15 protein-coding genes are annotated in these 16,778 nt (G+C 64.3%); 8 read left to right on the top strand and 7 right to left on the bottom strand.

Annotated elements, in window-relative coordinates; genetic code table 11:
- The first annotated feature begins 64 nt into the window (after positions 1–64).
- Entirely contained in the window at positions 65–1,849 is a 1,785-nt protein-coding gene (locus AC3A6I_RS00485; RefSeq protein WP_487541042.1) for an alpha/beta hydrolase fold domain-containing protein, read from the top strand.
- Positions 1,850–2,125: 276 nt separating this feature from the next.
- On the opposite strand, the gene AC3A6I_RS00480 is transcribed toward AC3A6I_RS00485, so the two are convergent.
- The 4 genes from AC3A6I_RS00480 to AC3A6I_RS00465 all read right to left on the bottom strand — a co-directional run bounded on the left by AC3A6I_RS00480 (position 2,126) and on the right by AC3A6I_RS00465 (position 5,859).
- The gene (locus AC3A6I_RS00480) at positions 2,126–2,959 is read right to left on the bottom strand and encodes a carbohydrate ABC transporter permease (RefSeq protein WP_487541041.1); all 834 of its coding nucleotides are present in this window, start codon (positions 2,957–2,959) and stop codon (positions 2,126–2,128) included.
- A complete protein-coding gene (locus AC3A6I_RS00475) occupies positions 2,959–3,879 on the bottom strand; it encodes a carbohydrate ABC transporter permease (protein WP_487541040.1) in 921 nt (306 codons plus the stop codon). The genes AC3A6I_RS00480 and AC3A6I_RS00475 overlap by 1 nt, the downstream gene beginning before the upstream one ends.
- 124 nt (positions 3,880–4,003) lie before the next feature.
- Positions 4,004–5,347: an ABC transporter substrate-binding protein gene (locus tag AC3A6I_RS00470; protein ID WP_487541039.1), complete on the bottom strand. Its 1,344-nt coding sequence runs from the start codon at positions 5,345–5,347 to the stop codon at positions 4,004–4,006.
- A 113-nt stretch (positions 5,348–5,460) separates the two neighbouring features.
- Positions 5,461–5,859, bottom strand: coding sequence for a cupin domain-containing protein (locus AC3A6I_RS00465; RefSeq protein WP_487541038.1), 399 nt, complete (start codon positions 5,857–5,859; stop codon positions 5,461–5,463).
- 173 nt (positions 5,860–6,032) lie between these two features.
- Here AC3A6I_RS00465 and AC3A6I_RS00460 point away from each other — a divergent pair, with 173 nt between their 5' ends.
- The 5 genes from AC3A6I_RS00460 (at position 6,033) to AC3A6I_RS00440 (ending at position 10,835) form a co-directional block, all read left to right on the top strand.
- Entirely contained in the window at positions 6,033–6,740 is a 708-nt protein-coding gene (locus AC3A6I_RS00460) for a GntR family transcriptional regulator (RefSeq protein ID WP_487541037.1), read from the top strand.
- Positions 6,741–6,795: 55 nt separating this feature from the next.
- Entirely contained in the window at positions 6,796–7,671 is an 876-nt protein-coding gene (locus tag AC3A6I_RS00455) for a sugar phosphate isomerase/epimerase family protein (RefSeq protein ID WP_487541036.1), read from the top strand.
- Between the two features lies 1 nt (position 7,672).
- Positions 7,673–8,716 carry a Gfo/Idh/MocA family protein gene (locus AC3A6I_RS00450; protein ID WP_487541035.1) on the top strand — a complete coding sequence of 348 codons (1,044 nt, stop codon included), beginning with the start codon at positions 7,673–7,675 and terminating at the stop codon, positions 8,714–8,716.
- 74 nt (positions 8,717–8,790) lie between these two features.
- Positions 8,791–10,002 carry a Tm-1-like ATP-binding domain-containing protein gene (locus AC3A6I_RS00445; RefSeq protein WP_487541034.1) on the top strand — a complete coding sequence of 404 codons (1,212 nt, stop codon included), beginning with the start codon at positions 8,791–8,793 and terminating at the stop codon, positions 10,000–10,002.
- Positions 9,999–10,835 carry a phosphoenolpyruvate hydrolase family protein gene (locus tag AC3A6I_RS00440; RefSeq protein WP_487541033.1) on the top strand — a complete coding sequence of 279 codons (837 nt, stop codon included), beginning with the start codon at positions 9,999–10,001 and terminating at the stop codon, positions 10,833–10,835. Before AC3A6I_RS00445 ends, AC3A6I_RS00440 begins: the two co-directional genes overlap by 4 nt.
- 228 nt (positions 10,836–11,063) lie before the next feature.
- Here AC3A6I_RS00440 and AC3A6I_RS00435 read toward each other — a convergent pair whose 3' ends face one another.
- From AC3A6I_RS00435 to AC3A6I_RS00425, 3 genes are all read right to left on the bottom strand, one after another.
- Positions 11,064–12,620, bottom strand: coding sequence for an amidase (locus tag AC3A6I_RS00435; RefSeq protein WP_487541032.1), 1,557 nt, complete (start codon positions 12,618–12,620; stop codon positions 11,064–11,066).
- Positions 12,621–12,689: 69 nt separating this feature from the next.
- Positions 12,690–13,388: a cysteine hydrolase family protein gene (locus tag AC3A6I_RS00430; RefSeq protein ID WP_487541031.1), complete on the bottom strand. Its 699-nt coding sequence runs from the start codon at positions 13,386–13,388 to the stop codon at positions 12,690–12,692.
- 18 nt (positions 13,389–13,406) lie between these two features.
- Positions 13,407–14,834, bottom strand: coding sequence for an amidase (locus tag AC3A6I_RS00425; protein ID WP_487541030.1), 1,428 nt, complete (start codon positions 14,832–14,834; stop codon positions 13,407–13,409).
- A 176-nt stretch (positions 14,835–15,010) separates the two neighbouring features.
- On the opposite strand from AC3A6I_RS00425, the gene AC3A6I_RS00420 reads away from it, so the two are divergent.
- The gene (locus tag AC3A6I_RS00420) at positions 15,011–16,114 is read left to right on the top strand and encodes a substrate-binding domain-containing protein (RefSeq protein ID WP_487541029.1); all 1,104 of its coding nucleotides are present in this window, start codon (positions 15,011–15,013) and stop codon (positions 16,112–16,114) included.
- A gap of 220 nt (positions 16,115–16,334) precedes the next feature.
- Positions 16,335–16,754 carry a MarR family winged helix-turn-helix transcriptional regulator gene (locus tag AC3A6I_RS00415; RefSeq protein ID WP_487541028.1) on the top strand — a complete coding sequence of 140 codons (420 nt, stop codon included), beginning with the start codon at positions 16,335–16,337 and terminating at the stop codon, positions 16,752–16,754.
- Positions 16,755–16,778 lie beyond the last annotated feature (24 nt).

Genomic DNA, 16,778 nt, shown 5'->3' with positions numbered 1-16,778 from the left:
CATCGGGCTTGTTGAGACTTTCCGGGACGGCCGGGCTGTGCAGCCTGACTAGAGGACTCGCTATATGGCACTACTCATCAACGCGCACCCCGACGGACGAGCCCGCGGCGTCGCCGACGACTTGATGAAGGAAACGGCGCGCGTCGACCGCGAGCTGAATATTGGCGAGGCGTCCGGCAAGGTGCTCGAGCTCGATCAGTCGCGGCGCCAGATGCGGGCGCTCGCGACGCTGGCGGCCAGCCATTACAAACGTCCCGACATGGCGATCTCCGAGGGACACGTGCAGACGCCAGTCGGAGACGTGCTGGTGCGTACCTACGCGCCGGACAGTTCCGGAACGATGATCGTCCTGATCCATGGCGGCGGCTGGGTGGCGGGAGGAATCGACACCCATGACTCGATCGCTCGCTGGCTGGCCGACGAGGCCGGCGCGTCAGTTGCCGTCGTTGAATACAGCCTCGCCCCGGAGCATCCTTTCCCCCACAGCATCATCGAAGTTGCCTCCGTTATTGAATGGCTTGGGGCGCTCGATAAATCTCGTCGTCTCGTTGTCCTTGGCGACTCGTCAGGCGCCAATATTGCGGCGATGGCGCTGTTGAGGTTGGCGCCAGAGAAACGCCAACGGGTCAATGGTTTTGTGTCCCTTTACGGCCCCTATGCTCCGGCCATGGACCTGTCCTCGCACCGTCTCTACGGCGATGGCAGCTTCGGCCTCTCGGCGGCGGAAATGCAGTCATGCTGGATGCGTTATGGCTCGGCCATGCTGCCGGATCGGGCGGGCGAACTGACCCCTATCGGCCAGGATCTCAGCGGTTTCCCGGCCACGCTTTGCATCGGAGCAGAGTACGATGTGCTGCTCGACGACACACTCGCTCTCTATAGCGAACTGGCGGCGGCGCAGGTCGATGTCTCGCTGTCGCTATGGTCCGGCCTCACGCACGGCTGCCTGCACTATGTCGGTGCTGTCGAGAGTGTCACCCGAGCTGCGCTTTCAATGCTCCCCTTCATCAATGACGCGGCGCGTCCGCATCCCCAAACGGAAGGCATTGAGACGCCGAGAAGGACTGCAAGCGCATCGCAACAACCGACCGGAGAAGATCAACTCGAGCCAAGTCGCACGATCAAGCGGCGCCACAACTCCGTGGCACATCGACTTGGCATCCAGATTTTGCGCGGGGACATGAAATCGGGCGACGTACTTCCCACGGAGGAAGATGCCAGCTCTGCGCTTGGAATTTCCCGCAGCGCGTACCGCGAGGCCATGCGGACGCTTTCAGCTAAGGGTCTCATCACTTCATTGCCAAAGGTAGGGACCAAAATCGCGCCGCGGCGCGATTGGAACATCCTCGACCCTGATCTGCTTTCGTGGAGCTTTGAGGCCGAGCCCGATGAGAAGTTCATTCGCGACCTGTTCGAATTGCGAAACACCGTCGAGCCGACGGCGGCCGCGATGGCAGCGCAGCGTCGTGACGATCAGGATCTGGGTTATCTTTCAGATGCGATGGCACGACTTGCGGGCAGTAGCCCGGGATCTCCGGCCTCCTTCCAGGCAGAGGCCGACTTTCACATGCGCGTATTGCTCTCCAGCAAGAACGAAGCGTTGGGAGCGCTCTGGTCGGCGATCCAATTGACACTGAGATGGTCCGCGAGGCTCCAACGGATGCTTCCGGTGCACTCCTCGCTGGAGAAGCTGGTAGCCGGGCATTCTCGTGTGCTGGATCGGATCGTTGCTCGACAGGCGACGGAGGCCCAGAGCGCTATGACTGAAGTGGTCCGCCATAGCTTCGACGACGCAATCGCCAACCTCCGTCAAGTCCGTCGGGTAACTGGTGGCAAGTCCGTCGTATGAGGCGAGAGGCCCTGCGGGTGCGAAAGGGAAGTTGCGTAGCGTATTTGGCTCTGGGCGGGGGATGTGCTGAACGCCCGCTTCGCTGCCTATGAAGGCGAACAACAGGTGCTCCAGCGCACCTGGCGCGAGGCGTTTGACTACTAGGCGAACGGAGCTGCATCATAGCTGACAATGATGCGACTCCGAGAGCGCGCCCTTCGCAGGCCGCCGCCTCCAAAATGTGGTTGCACCTGCAGCATTTCTTTCGACTCAATCAGTGCGCCAAGTGGTGGCAGGCTACCCTTTGAGCGCTCCACTCGAGATACCCTCGATGAAGCGGCGTTGCAGCAGCACGAAGAACACGACGGTCGGGATGGCGATCATCGTCGCCGTGGCCATCTGCTGAGGTACGTCGCTGGCATAGCGCGATCCGAGCTGGCTGAACCGGACTGTGGCGGTCGCGGCGCCTGAGTCCTGCAGAAAGGTGATGGCGATCAGAAACTCGTTCCACACGTTGAGGCCCGTGATCAATGCCACGGTGACCAGGCCGGGGGTCAGCATAGGCAGGATGACCTTGAGGAAGATGTCGAGTTCTGACGCCCCATCGATACGCGCCGCTTCCTCCAGCTCCACCGGAATCTGGAGTACGTAAGTCCGAAGCAGGAAAAGGGAGAAAGGCGTGAAGATCGCTGTGTAGATGAGGATCACCACGGCCGGATGGTTGATCAGCCCCAATTGCGCGAACAGGAAATAGAGCGGGAAGATGAACATCTGCAGCGGGATGGTGGTCGAGGCGAGGAAATAGAGGCTCATGATCAGCCAGCCGGGGCAGCTGCGCCGCCCGATCACCCAGGCCGCCATTGAGGTGACGAGACAAACCGAGACGACGGTGAGGCCGGAGATCACCAGCGAGTTCAACATCGCTCTGCCGAGCTGCCCGGTGTTCCAGGCCTCGACATAGACGTTGAAATCGAGCTGCTCGGGCAGCCCTATCGGGCTCTGGAACAGCGCGAAATTGTCGCGAAAACTGTTCACTACCATCAGGGTGAGCGGGAACACGATGACGAAGGCAGCGACGCCCAGGACGAGATAGGTGATGAGCTTGGCGATCGGCTCGTTGCGCAGTTCCATTAGGCGCGCTCCGCTTTCACTTGAATTCGCATGTAGACGACGATCGCGCCCAGCCCGACCAGGCTCATGACCAGCGAGTAGGCCGAGGCGTGGCCGACGGCGAATTGCTGGAAGGCGGTCTTGTAGGCGAGCGTGCCGAGCACCTCGCTCGAAAAGCCCGGACCGCCGTCGGTCATGATGAAAATCCAGTCGAACACCTTGAACGACCAGATCGTGGTCATGAGCAGCATGAACAGCACGGTCGGCAGAATCTGCGGCACCAGTACATGCCTGAAGATTTGGAGGCGCGTGGCACCGTCGATAGTGGCTGTCTCAATGAGCGAGCGATCCACCTGGCGGAGAGCAGCGAGATAGATGACCGTGAGGTAGCCCCACCACTGCCACATATCGACGAGTAGCACGCCGTAGAGCGAAGTCGCCGGATCGGACAGCGGGTTAGAGATCGGCACGCCGATCAGGTTCAACCACGCGACGAGGCCGGTATTGGAGCTGTAGATCATGCCCATCCACACCTGTGCCAGCACCGCGGTGGTGATGGTGACGGGCAGGAAGAAAACAAGCTGGAAGAAGTTGCGGCCGCGCGGCGTCACCAGCAAAAGCACGGCAAAGAGTAGGCCGCCGATCATCGGCAGGGTCACATAGAGCGTCGAATAGATCAGGTTGTTGACTAGCGCCTGCCAGAAGCGCGCCTCGTGGAAGACGACGGCAAAGTTGTCGAGGCCGACGAAGCGCGGGATGCCGAGCCCATTCCAGTCCGTGAAGGCGAAGCCGGTGGTCGCGATCACCGGGACGAGTACGACCGACAAGCTGATCAGCAGCGCCGGCAAGGCAAAGAGCAGGCGCGTCCACGAACCGGTCGGGTAGCGGCGCGACCGTTTTCGCGTGCGCGGAATCGCCGAGGTGGCTGCAATGGCCGTCATTGTTCTTCCTTCACGTAATGAGCCGGCGAGGTGCATCGGGGCGCGAATGATCCCGGACCGCTGGGCGCGGCTCAAAATGGGGAAAAGTGCCGACCACGCTTGCGCAGCCGGCACCCCGTTTGGTTCAGACAGCGCGCGGCGGCAGCGGCTTCACCGTGCCGGCGGCAAGCTCTTGCTGGAACACGCTGTTGACGTTGTCGCAGAACTGCTGCGGTGTGATCGAACCAAGCCACACCTCCTCGACCGAGGCCTTCATATATTCGTCGGTCTTAGGCGGCCAGAACGACCAGGGCAGGTAGCCGTAGGTGTTGTTGGCCGTAGCGGCTGCCGTCTGGGCGCGGATGTCTTGCGCCATTTGGGCATACTGGTCACCGTCGACCGTGGCAGTCTGCAGCAGCGGAACATCCCAGCCGCCGGGCCAGCGCTGCGACAGCGGCCCGATGACGGCAGGATCGGTCAGCATGTTCAGCAAGCGCGCCGCGGCATCCTTGTTGGCTGCGGCGGCATTGACGGCGATATGCCCGCCAACGCCCAGCGCGAAGACCGGATAGTCAACACCGTCGGCGAGCTGCGGCATCGGGGCCCAGCCCAATTCTTGACCGGTCTTGCCGAACGAGTTCGGTATCCACGACAGCGCCCAGGTGCCCATCGGGCACATGGCGGAACGGCCGGTGGACATGAAGGTGAAGGACTGCTCCTGCGTCATCGAGAAGTAGTTTTGGCCACCGAAATAGCCCTTGTCCCACCAGTCCTTGAGCAGCTGGATGCCTTCCACGAAATCCGGTGAGTTCCACGCCCGCTTGCCCGACAGGGCCTCGTGGATGGCGCCGCCACCGACGAAGGAGTTCCAGATGATCGAAACATACTGGCGGTTGACGAAGCGGGCGCCGGAATTGCCGGCCGCGAGCGGGGTGATGCGCTTGGCGAGGCAATCGTCGGCGATGGCCTCGAACTCGGCGCGGGTCTTGGGCGCGGTATAGCCGTTCTTGTCGAACAGGCTCTTGTTGTAGAACAGGACCTGCGTTTCGGCCGAGGTCGGCAAGGCGTAGAGTTCGCCGTTGGTGGTGCCGAGATCGAGCATGAAGGCCGGCAGCTTCTCCCGCCAGCCGAACTGTTCGGCATAGGCATTGAGCGGCGCGAGCTTATTGGACGCTACCATCTGGTCGGTCCAGGACGGGCCATTGGTCATCACGATGTCCGGACCACCATTGGCGGCGAGCGCCACCATCAGGGTGTCGGCCATGTCGTCGCCGCGATAGTCGACCTGCAGGTCGATGTCGGGATTGGCCGCACGGTAGGGATTGATCAGGTATTCCTCAAGCGCCGCCTGCTGGTCGGGCAGGCCGGTGCCGGTCCACCAGACCAGCCGCCCACCCTGGGCGAATGCGACCTTGCCGAGCAGGCCAGTGGCGGCAAGCGCGCCGCTGGCGACCATAAACACACGGCGCGAAATTCTAGAGCTGTCCATGTTTTCCTCCTCACTTGTTGGTCGTTCCGGCGACCCGGCGAAGGTCCTCCCCTATGCCGGTGGCCGGTCCTCGCTCGCGCCAGCCATGGCCGGCGCGGCGAAAATCTGATGCGCTAGGCGGCGCCCACTCCCTCGTGGTTCTCCGCCCGGCGTTCGGCCGACGAAAAGCAGATGACGGCGGTCAGTGGCTCGGCGCTGGTGCACCGGGCCCAGTGGCGAACACCGCGCGGGATGCGGATCACCGCCCCCGGCGAGAGGTGATAGAGCTGATCGCCGAGCAGGTGATCGCACTCGCCCGACACGACGTAGAGCAGCTCCTCGCAGTTGGGATGCGAGTGCAGCGGATTGCGCTGGCCGGGCTGGATCGTGACGATGCCGAAGGTCTGCTCGGCGCCGGGCATCTCCTTGGCGCCGACCATCCAGGCCAGCGTGCCCCAGCTCTCCTGGTTGAGCTTTGTGTCCTGCAGCCGCGCCACAAACTCGATTGCTACTTCCTGGCTCGGTCCGGCCATCCACCACTCCCTAAGTGCCCATCCGCCGCTCGTTGCTTGCGGCAGCTTGGGTATACGGTAGGGATATATGTATACAATCGTCAATCAGAAAATTCCTATTGTCACACTCGTATCCTTGACGTACGTATCCCATACGATTGAGATCACATGTATTCGCTCCGAAGGAGGAACGAGTGGTGACGGACGCGAGGTCGCTGACCCTTCGGAGCAGGATTTACGACGAGTTGGTGCGCATGATCACCAAGGGTGAGCTGCTGCCCGGCACTCCGCTCGACGAGAAAGCGCTCACCGAAGCGCTGGGGGTCAGCCGCACGCCGTTCCGGGAGGCAGTGGCGATCCTTGCCAGTGACGGGCTGGTGGAAGTGCGCCCCTATCGAGGCTTCTCGGTCCGCAGCTTCACTCGCAAGGAGATCGACGATCTCTACCAGCTGCGGCGTACGCTCGAATGCTTCGCGGTCCGGCTTGCGGTGGAGAACATCTCGAACGCCGATATCACCCGGCTCGAGGCTATCCTCGACGAGAGTGTCGCCGCGCTCGAGCGTGACGACCTGGCCGCCTACGCCGTGCACGACACAGCCTTCCACGCCATGATCGCCGAGCTTTCCGACAGCTCGCCCCTGATCACGACACTGGAGCGGCTGTCGCTGCAAATCCAGATGTGCCGCGTGCTCGCCAACCGCAGCGCAACATTCGCGCAGGAAGCGGCGCAGGAACGCGACCAGATCCTGCGCGCGCTGCGCGATCGCGATGCCGACCGAGCCGCCGAGCTGCTCGACGCGCATATTGCCCACGCCCAAAAGACGGTGCTGCTCAACCTCGACCAGACCCCGCCGGCCGCGAACGACCGCGACCGCCCGACGCGGCGGCGACAGAACCCGTAAGGCCCACGGAACGTGCATCACAAGCACGAACGAACGCTTCGGGGAGGAAGCGCTTATGACTGAATTGACCGTACTCAACCGAATGGCCGATCCGGATTTCGACCGCGCCGTGGCACGGCATGTCGAGTGGGGCCTCCACTGGATGGACCTGCGCGACGGCATCTACGACAAGGGCGTCGCCGATCTCGACATCGCGACCGCCGAGCGCGCCAGGGCGGCAATCGATGCCGCAGGGCTCGAGGTCTACTGCCTGTCGAGCCCGATCATGAACGACCATGTCGAAAAGGGTGAGGCGCATTTCCGCGCCAACCACATCGATCGCATCGCGGCGATGGCCGACACGGTGCGCATCCTCCGCCCGAAGTATTTCCGCCTGTTGGCCGCCGAGTTCGAAGGCCGCCGCCCCGGCGAGACGACCACCGAAACGCTGCAGCGCGAGCACCCATGGGTGATCCCGGCCTACCAGGAGGCGATCGACCGGGTCGCCGAGCTGGGGGTCGCAGTCACCATCGAGAATGAATGGCGCAACTGCATCATCACTACGGCCGATGACGCGCATGCGTTTTTCGACGCCGTCGATCGGAAGGGCGTCGTCGGCTACACCTGGGACGTCCAGAACCAGTGGACCTCGGGCTTCTTCCCGACCGTGGCCGAGTACCGGCGGATGTCCTCGCTCATCCAGTATGTGCACCTGAAGGGTGGTCAGTACGCCGACCCCGACAGCAAGGAACTTGCCTGGCGCGCCGGCCTCCCCGAGGCCAGCTGGCCGGTGAAGGACATCGTCCAGGCCGTGCTCGATGACGGTGTGTCGCCGGTCATCTGCCTCAACCCGTCGCATGGCGAGCTCAAGGCTTCCTACGACTACGACTACGACACCGTCACCAAGCGGGACATCGATTTTCTGCGCCGTGAATTCGAGGGGATCGTTTGAGATGGAATATCAGATCGAAGCCAAGCGCCGCGTCCGGATCGGCCTGGTCGGCGCGGGCTCGCATGCCTATCGCAATATCCTGCCGGCGCTGATCTACCTGCCGGTCGAGCTCGTCGCTATCGCCGACGTCGATGGCGAGCGGGCCGCAACCGTCGCCAAGGTATTCGGTGCCAAAAGCTCCTACTCGAGCGCCGCCGAGATGTACGCCAAGGAGGATCTCGAGGCGGTGCTGCTGGTGGTCGGCCCACAGATGCATCCGCGCCTCGCCATCGAGGCATTCAAGGCCGGCCTTCACGTCTACATGGAGAAGCCGGCCGCCACCCGCGCCCGCTTCATCGAGGAGATGATCGCGGCTCGCGGCAGCCAGATTAGCGTCGTGGGGCACAAGAAGTGCTTCATGCCGGCCACGCGCAAGGCGGCGGACTTGCTCGCCGATCCGGCCAACCAGCCACTGCGCAGCCTGCTCGGCGTCTATCCCAATACCGTCCCGGAGAACGGGCCGGCCGTGCTCGAGGGCGGCCAGCCCAACCCCTGGCTCGCCAATGGCTGCCACCCGTTGTCGATCCTGCTCGAACTCGGCGGGGATGTGAACGAGGTGACCTACCATCGCGGCCAGCATGGCGGTGGAGCAGCCATCCTCGACAATGCCAACGGCTCAATGACGACGCTGCATATGCCCTATGGCGCGCCGGCCTCGCAGCCGGTCGAGCGCTACCTGATCGCCGCCGGCCAGCACAGCATCGAGGTCATCAACTCGCGCAAGCTCGTCTACCAGCGCGGCATCGACTTCAGCTACGCGTATGGCACCAACTATGTGGGCGGCGAAGGCGCGACCGTTTGGGAAGCGCAAAACCACCTCAACTCGCCCGAGAACATGGCGGTGATGACGCAGGGCCTGTTTGGCGGGCTGGAGCATTTCTTCCAGTCGATCATCACCAACACGCCCGCGACGATCAGCAACCTCGAATTCGCACTGAAGCTTACCCGCGTATGGGAGGCGGTGCTGCTCTCGGAGGGCAAGCCCATCCGGATCGTCGACATCTAGCCAGCCTCGCCTCACCGTCAGCTAGCCATAACGGCGGTACCCACGGGGTCGGCCGAAGGAGGAGATTTTTCGACATGGCCAAGGTCTACGTCATCGGAACGATGGATACGAAGGGCCCCGAACTGCGCTACGCCGCCGATATGGTGCGTGGCGCCGGAGCGGAGCCGGTACTGGTCGATGTTGGTACTGTCGGGCAAGGTGAAAGCGCTACCGTCACCGCAAGGGAGGTCGCCAGCCACCATCCGCAGGGCGCCGAGGCCGTACTCGGCCGCAATGATCGCGGCCAGGCCGTCTCGGCCATGGCGAAGGCGCTGACCAACTTCCTCGCTTCCCGCAGCGATATCGGCGCCGTGCTCGGGCTCGGCGGCACCGGCAACACGGCGCTCGTCACGGAGGCGATGCGTACGCTGCCGATCGGCGTGCCCAAGCTGATGGTCTCGACCGTAGCCTCGGGCAACACGGCCGCCTATGTCGGCCCCAACGACCTCGCCATGATGTATTCGGTGGTCGACGTCGCCGGCCTCAACGCCATCTCACGCAAGGTGATCGGCAATGCGGCCCATGCGGCCGCAGGCATGGCGCTTAGTTTTGTACCGGCCTCGGAATCCGACAAGCCCGGTGTCGGCATGACCATGTTCGGCGTCACCACCGCCTGCGTCACCATGGTGCGCGAGGCAATGGAGCAGAGCCACGAGGTCTACATCTTCCATGCTACCGGGGTCGGCGGCCAGTCGATGGAAAAGCTCGCCGACTCCCGGCTGGTGGCGGGGCTCATGGACATCACCACGACCGAGGTGCCGGATCTCCTCGTCGGCGGCGTGTTCGCCGCGACCGAAGACCGCTTCGGGTCGGTCATGCGCACAAAGCTGCCCTATGTAGGTTCGGTGGGTGCGGTCGATATGGTCAACTTTGGCGCAAAGGAAACCGTGCCGACGAAGTTCGCCAACCGCCGACTGCACGTCCACAACGCCCAGGTGACGCTGATGCGAACGACACCTGAAGAGAACGTGGCGATCGGCAAGTTCATCGTCGAGCGGCTCAACCGCATGGAGGGACCGGTGCGGTTCCTTCTGCCGCTACGCGGTGTCTCCGCCATCGACGCTCCTGGCCAGCCGTTCCACGATCCCGAAGCCGATCGCGCGCTGTTCGACGCCATCCGCTCCGGCTGGCGGCAAGCCGGCAACCGCCAGCTTGTCGAACTCGACTTCCACATCAACGATCCGGAATTCGCCGCCGCACTTGTCGACAATTTCCGGGCCATCAGTTCTCCGAGGGTTTCCGCATGAGCCGCACCGACCGCACCGCCATTGTCGAGCGCCTGCACAAGAAGATCGCCGACGGCACCCCGATCATCGGCGGCGGCGCTGGCACCGGCCTTTCGGCAAAATCCGAAGAGGCAGGTGGCATCGACCTTATGGTCATATACAATTCCGGTCGCTACCGCATGGCCGGGCGCGGCTCGCTCGCTGGACTTATGGCTTACGGCAATGCCAACGACATTGTCGTCGAGATGGCACGCGAAGTGCTGCCAGTGGTGCAGCACACTCCGGTGCTGGCAGGCGTCAACGGCACCGATCCGTTCATGCTGCCCGATCAATTCCTCGACCAACTCAAGGCGCTGGGCTTTGCCGGCATTCAGAACTTCCCGACGGTCGGACTGATCGACGGCGTGTTCCGCGCCAATCTCGAGGAGACCGGCATGGGTTACGCCCTCGAGGTCGACGTGATCGCCCGCGCCGCTCAGAAGGACATGCTGACCACGCCGTACGTGTTCTCCGAGGCCGATGCCATCGCCATGGCCAAGGCCGGCGCCGACATCATCGTCTGCCACCTCGGCCTGACGACCGGCGGCACCATCGGCGCCCAGACCGCGCTTTCGCTCGACGACTGCGTGGTTCGCATCGACGCCTGGTCGGCGGCCGCCCTCGCGGTGCGCAAAGACATTATCGTCCTCTGCCATGGCGGCCCGATCTCCATGCCGGATGATGCAGCTCATGTGCTGAAGCGCACCCGAAACTGCCATGGCTTTTATGGTGCAAGTTCGATGGAACGCCTGCCGACAGAAGTCGCGATCCGCGATCAGATACGTCAGTTCACACGGATCAAGGCCCAGCGCTAAGCCGAGGTTCTTCTCGGGGCGCCGCTGAATGCGATGTGAGGCGTTTGGTCGGAATCCGCCGACGGCTGTAGGTTATCAGCGCGACAGGCCACCGGCAGCAACGAGGTTGGGGCAGGGGTCTCAATTGGGCCGCGCCGTGGGGCCGGACGCCTTGCCGTCGGTGCCTGCGATCATCGCAAGCAGCTCTTGCAGGCTGAACCAGACCACGAACCGGGTTCCGGCATGATTTCATCCGGAATACGAGGTCTCCACGAGCTTCGGCACGATCCGGTGCCGGGTGGCCTGCTCGTAGTCATAGGCGAACGCCAGCAGCTCGGCCTCGCTCCACATCCGGCCCACCAGGATCAGAGCAAACGGCGCACCGCTGGCGTACTGCCCGGCGGGGACCGTCACGCCTGGCAGCCCGGCGATGTTGATTTCGGAAACCGTGGTCGCAGGATACTCTTCCTTGCTGAAGATCCCCGGCAGGGGGGCCTCCGACTGCGGGAATACGAGGGCATCAAGTTCGTTGTCGTCCATCACCCGGTTGACGACGTCGAGGTAGGCCGTCCGCGCTGAGACGAACTCGCTGAGGTCGGGGGGAACCGTGGGGTCCTTGAGCGACTCTGCCAGCACCGGACGCTTGGCGTGCATACCCAGGATGCCGTCTTCGGCGAACGGGTCGGACGGTAGCAACGCCTTCAGCCCGAGGAAGGAGCTGGCCAGCGGGCTGCCGAGGCGGCGCAGGAAATTCTCGAAATCATGCGCTATCGACTCCATGCCGCGCGGATCGAAGCCCTCCCCCAGCGCCAGCGACGCGAACTCGGTACCGAGGAACGGGTCCTCTACCAGCACCGCGCCGCGCAGTTGCAGCTCGGCCTGCGCCGCGCCGTAAAGCTTTGCGGTCTCATCGGCGATGGGCTTCTTGCGCCAGCCGGCGCCATAGAGCCCCAGACGCTTGCCCTTCAGCGCCGTGTCGCTGAGCTTGCTGGTATAGCCGCCCGGCGGGACGTTGCCGATCGCGGCCACCGTCTTGGGGTCGGCCGGCGTGTAGCCCGCCAGCACATCCATCAGCAGCGCCGCGTCGCGGACGGTGCGCGCATGCGGCCCCACCACGTCGCGGGTCGAGCCGGCGAGCGGGGCAACGCCGGTATTGGGGATCAGCGCAAAGGTCGGCTTCACCGACACAAGGCTCTGCGCCGCGCCGGGGTTCTGGATCGAGCCGCCGGTTTCCTCGGCCAGCCCCACCACCGCAAAGCTCGCCGCGATGGCCGTGGCTGTGCCCGACGAGCTCGCGCCCGGGCAGATATCGCGGTTCACCGCATTGTAGGTCGGCCCATCCCAGCTGGTATTGGCGCGCGCGCCATCGTGGCTGAAGGCCGGGATATTGGTCTTGCCCAGGATCACCGCGCCAGCCGCCTTGAGCCGCGCCACCACCGGCGCATCGACAGCCGGCATCAGGTCGAAACCGCCGGCAAGGCTCGAGAGCGGCGCCCAGCCAGCAGTCGAGGGCAGGCCGACGAAATCCATCGCCTCCTTGATCACCACCGGCACCCCGGCCAGCGGTCCCAGCACCTCGCCTGCCGCCCGCCGCGCATCGATGGCACGTGCATCGGCCAACGCGTCCGGGTTCATGAAAGTGAAGGCGTTGTAGTAAGGCTCGTATTTCTCGATCCGGGCGAGATGGGCCAGCGTCAGCTCCTCGGAGCTGAACCGGCCCTCCCTGAACCCCGCCTGCACGTCGGCAATCGTCAGTTCGGCGACATCGATTTGGCCGGTGACAACCGGCTGGACCAGGGCGTTCATGCTGATGCTCCGTCAGGATAGGGGAAGGGTAGCCGGCCTCGGGAGGGCGGCCTTTGGGGCGCCAAGGGGTCAGGCTGCGGCCTTGGTCAGGCTCGACTTCTCGATCAGCTCGAGCAGATGGGGCGTATCCATCACGTCGGCGAAGATGGTGTACATCGAGAGCAGCGTGCCCAGGTGCTCCTCGTCCGACAGCGTCGCGTTGGCGTCGGACATGAAGATCACCTTGTAGCCCATCTGCAGCGCGTCCCGCGCCGTGCTCTCGCAGCAGCAATTGGTCAGCGTGCCGGTGATGATCAGCGTATCGATGCCCTTCTGCTTGAGGATCGCATCCATGTCGCAGGTCTCGGGGATCAGCGCCGAAAAGCGCGTCTTGTCGACGATGATATCGTCGGCCTTGAGCTCCATCCGCGGATCGATCTCCCAGTCCGGCTGGCCCGGGCCCATCTTCTTCTGCCCCTCCTGCTGTGCCTTGCCGAGCGTTTCAACCCAATAGGCCCAGGAGTGCTTCTCGGTCGGATCGAAAGTGTAGCGGGTGAAGACGTTCACGCCCCCCGCCTGGCGCACCGCCTCGGAAATCGTGTTGATCGTGCCGTAGATCTCGCGCGTCATCGGCACCTCGATGGGCGCCCCTTCGGCGACGAAGCCGACCTGCATGTCGACGCACACATGCGCCACCTTGCTCATGTCGAGCGCCGAATAAATGTGGTCGCCGCCGCGCACTTTTCGCACGCGCTCGACGATATGGGCCGGGATGGTCACCTGATGCATGGTCGGTCCTCTTCTCTGTCAGGAAAGCTTGGGGTGCCGGGCGTGCCAGTTGGTAGCGGCCTGGAAGGCGTGGCCCGCCTGGAACAGCAGCGCCTCGTCGAGGTGCTTGCCGGCGAGCTGGAAGCCCATCGGCACGCCGCGCGCGTCGAACCCGCCACTCAGCGACAGCGTCGGCTGGCCGGTCATGTCGAACACGGCGGTGAAGCGGGTCAGCCCATCGAACTCGTCGCCGGTCATCGAGCGGCTGAACATCTCGGCCATCGGGGCCGGCGTCGGGATGGCCGGCACCAGCAGCAGGTCGCAATCGAGCATGGTCTTGGCGATGGCGCCGTTGAGCTTCAGCCGGTACTGCAGCGCCTCGGCCAGCTGCTTGCCGCTGGTCGCGAGGCCCTGGTCGATGAGCGCCGTCAGCACCGGACCATATTCGTCGCGCCGGCTCGGGAAGGTCGCGGCATGCGCCGCCGCACACTCGGTCGAGCAGATCGCCATCCAGTGCTCGCCGACATCTGCCACAGACGGGAACTTCACCGGCACGATGCGAGCACCGAGCGCCTCGAAGACCGCGATCGTCTCGCGCATCATCGCCGACACCTCGGATGAGCTCCTGGCGAAGACATAGTCCTCGTCGAGGCCGATTCGCAGGCCGGCGATGGCGCCGCCGAGCCCGGCGAGATAGTTCGGCACCGGCGCGTTCAGCGTCGTCGGGTCGCGCCCATCATGGCCGGCAATGGCCGTCAACATCACCGCCGCATCGCCGACGCTGCGGGTGATCGGGCCGACATGATCGAGTGAGTCCGCCAGCGCCCACACCCCGGCGCGGCTTACCCGCCCCCAGGTCGGCTTCATGCCGGTGAGCCCGCAGGCCGTCGATGGCAGCCGGATCGAGCCGCCGGTATCCGAACCGAGCGAGCCGTAGCAGAGCCCGGCCGCGGTCGCGACGCCCGAACCGGACGAGGAGGCGCCGGTCCACACGCCCTCGAGCCAGGGGCTCTCCGGCGTCTTCATCTTCGGATGGTGCCCGGCCCAGGCGCCCTCGGTCATGGTGAGCTTGCCCAGGATCACCGCGCCCGCGCCTTCCAGCCGGTCGACTACCGTGGCATTCGCCGCTGCCATGTGCTCGCGGTGGATGTGGGTCCCCGCACTGGTCGGCGCAAAGCTCGTATCGCACAGGTCCTTCACCGCTACCGGCACGCCGTGCAGCGGCCCGCGCCAGATCCCCGCCGCCAGTTCCCCCTCGGCCCTTCTCGCGCTCTCGAGCGCATGTTCTGCCGTCACGGTGGTGTAGCTCTGCAGCCTGCCGTCGAATTTCTCGATCCGGTCGAGCAGTGTCCGCGCCACTTCCACCGGGCTGACAAAGCCGGTGCGGATCAGCTCGGATACCGCGGTGAGGCTCAGGTAGTGCAGCTCCTCGCTGGCGACGAGGGTGTGCGGCGCCTTGGCATCCATTCCCGCGAGTCCTTCAGTTGATGTCCTAGGCGATAGTCAAATATGAAAATATCAAAAGCGCAAGTGGACTCTTCTCATCCGTTCGCCTAAAATATAGGCATTTCACGTATCGGACTAAAAAGTCAGCATTTGTTTGACATCCGCGCCGAGAGCGGTCAGTGTGCCCCGTCCGCCGCATGGGACGATCCTTCGTCCTAGAAATGTTGCGGCGCTTCTCGGGCGGAGGTTACGGCGTGAAAGTCGGCATGCTGCATCCACGGAGCGGAATCGCGGGAATGTGGGCCCCCGCCATGGACGCCGCGGCCTTGCTCGGCGCCGCCGAGATCAACGAGGTGGGCGGGATCCTGGGCGAGGACGTGGAGATCGTGTTCGGCGATTCCGGCCTCACCATCGGCGAGGCGCTGGGCGCGGTCGACCAGTTGATCGACATCGATGAGGTCGATGCCATCATCGGCAGCCACACCTCCAACCTGCGCGACGCGATCAGCCGGCAGGTGAGCGCACGCCTGCCCTATATCTACACGTCGCAATACGAGGGCATCGCCGTCGGCCCATCCACCGTCGCCATCGGCTCGACTGACGGGGAACTGCTCGGCCCGGCGCTCAACTGGCTGAAATCGGCCCGGCGCGCCGACCGCTACTTCTTCGTGGGCAATGATTACATCTGGCCACACATGGCGCTCGGCACCACCAAGCGCGTGCTGCGCCAGCAGGGCTCCGAACTCGTGGGCGTCGCGCTCGTGCCGACCCAGCCCCAGGATTTCACCGAGGTGCTGCGCCAGATCGCGCATTCCGGTGCGCAGGTGGTGGTACAGGCCTTGGTCGGGCAGTGCTCGGTCGAGTTCAACCGCGCCTTCGCCAAGAAGGGGCTCGACCAGAAGATGCTGCGCTTCGGGTTGATCGTCGACGAAACGGTGATCTGCAATATCGGCGCCGACGCCACCACCAACCTCTTCACCGCTTCCAACTACTTCGCGCACCAGCATTCGCGCCGCAACGACCACTTCCTCGAGCGTTATCACGATGCCTTCGGCGAGCTGGCGCCGCCCGTCTCGGCCGCCAGCGTGGGCTTCTACGAGGGCCTGCACGTGCTCGCCGGCCTCGTGCGCGACCTCAAGACCCTCGACAGCCGCGCCCTCGCCCGGCATCTCACCCGGCCGATCGCCCGTCCCATCGTGCGCCACATGCTCGAGGACAAGCCGATCGGCGTCTCCCCGCTCGCCTATCTGGGCGAAGCCGAAGGAGTGACGCTGCAGGTGATCGGCCAGCTCGCCCACTGAGCCCCAGGCCGTTCAGGCATTCCGGCCGTGGCCAAAATTAGTTGCATCGGCAATATTGTCAGACTGAAGTCGTAGTGCTATCCACGCGCCAATGACGGTCGCAGCGATTCCGCTGCGCCGGATGGGATGCACTCCCGCAAAATACCCGCCGCTGGCCGGAACCGGGAGCGCCCCATACGGCGTTAGTTGAAATATGTACTATTGAAGACGGGAGGGGACGGTGACTCAGACGCGCATGAAGGATCAGCTGGCCTACATGATCGCCAGCATCAACCGTCAGCTTGAAGCCGAGCTCGAGGAAAGGCTGCGTCCCGGCGGCGTGCCGATCGAGCAATACCGCATCCTCGAGGTGCTCGATGCCAACGAACCGGCGGCCATGGGCGAGATCGCCCAGCAATCGCTGATCGAGGCGCCCACCCTCACCAAGATCATCGACAAGATGGTGGCCGAGGGCCTCGTCTACCGCGCGCCCGATCCCAATGACCGCCGCCGCGTCCTGATCCTGACCGCCCCCGGCGGCAAGGCTCTGTTCAAGCGCCTGCGCGGCGTCTCAACCGCCCAGGAACAGCGCATCGTCGAGCTGCTCGAAGGCGACAAGGCGGCGGCGCTCAGGAGCCTGCTGAAAGAACTGATCCAGTAGGGCAAGCCTGCCCTCTACACCCGC

The organism is Devosia sp. Soil_C_22 (assembly GCF_057657195.1).
The sequence above is the reverse complement of the archived record's forward strand: the minus strand, read 5'-3'. Positions and strand labels throughout refer to the sequence as shown.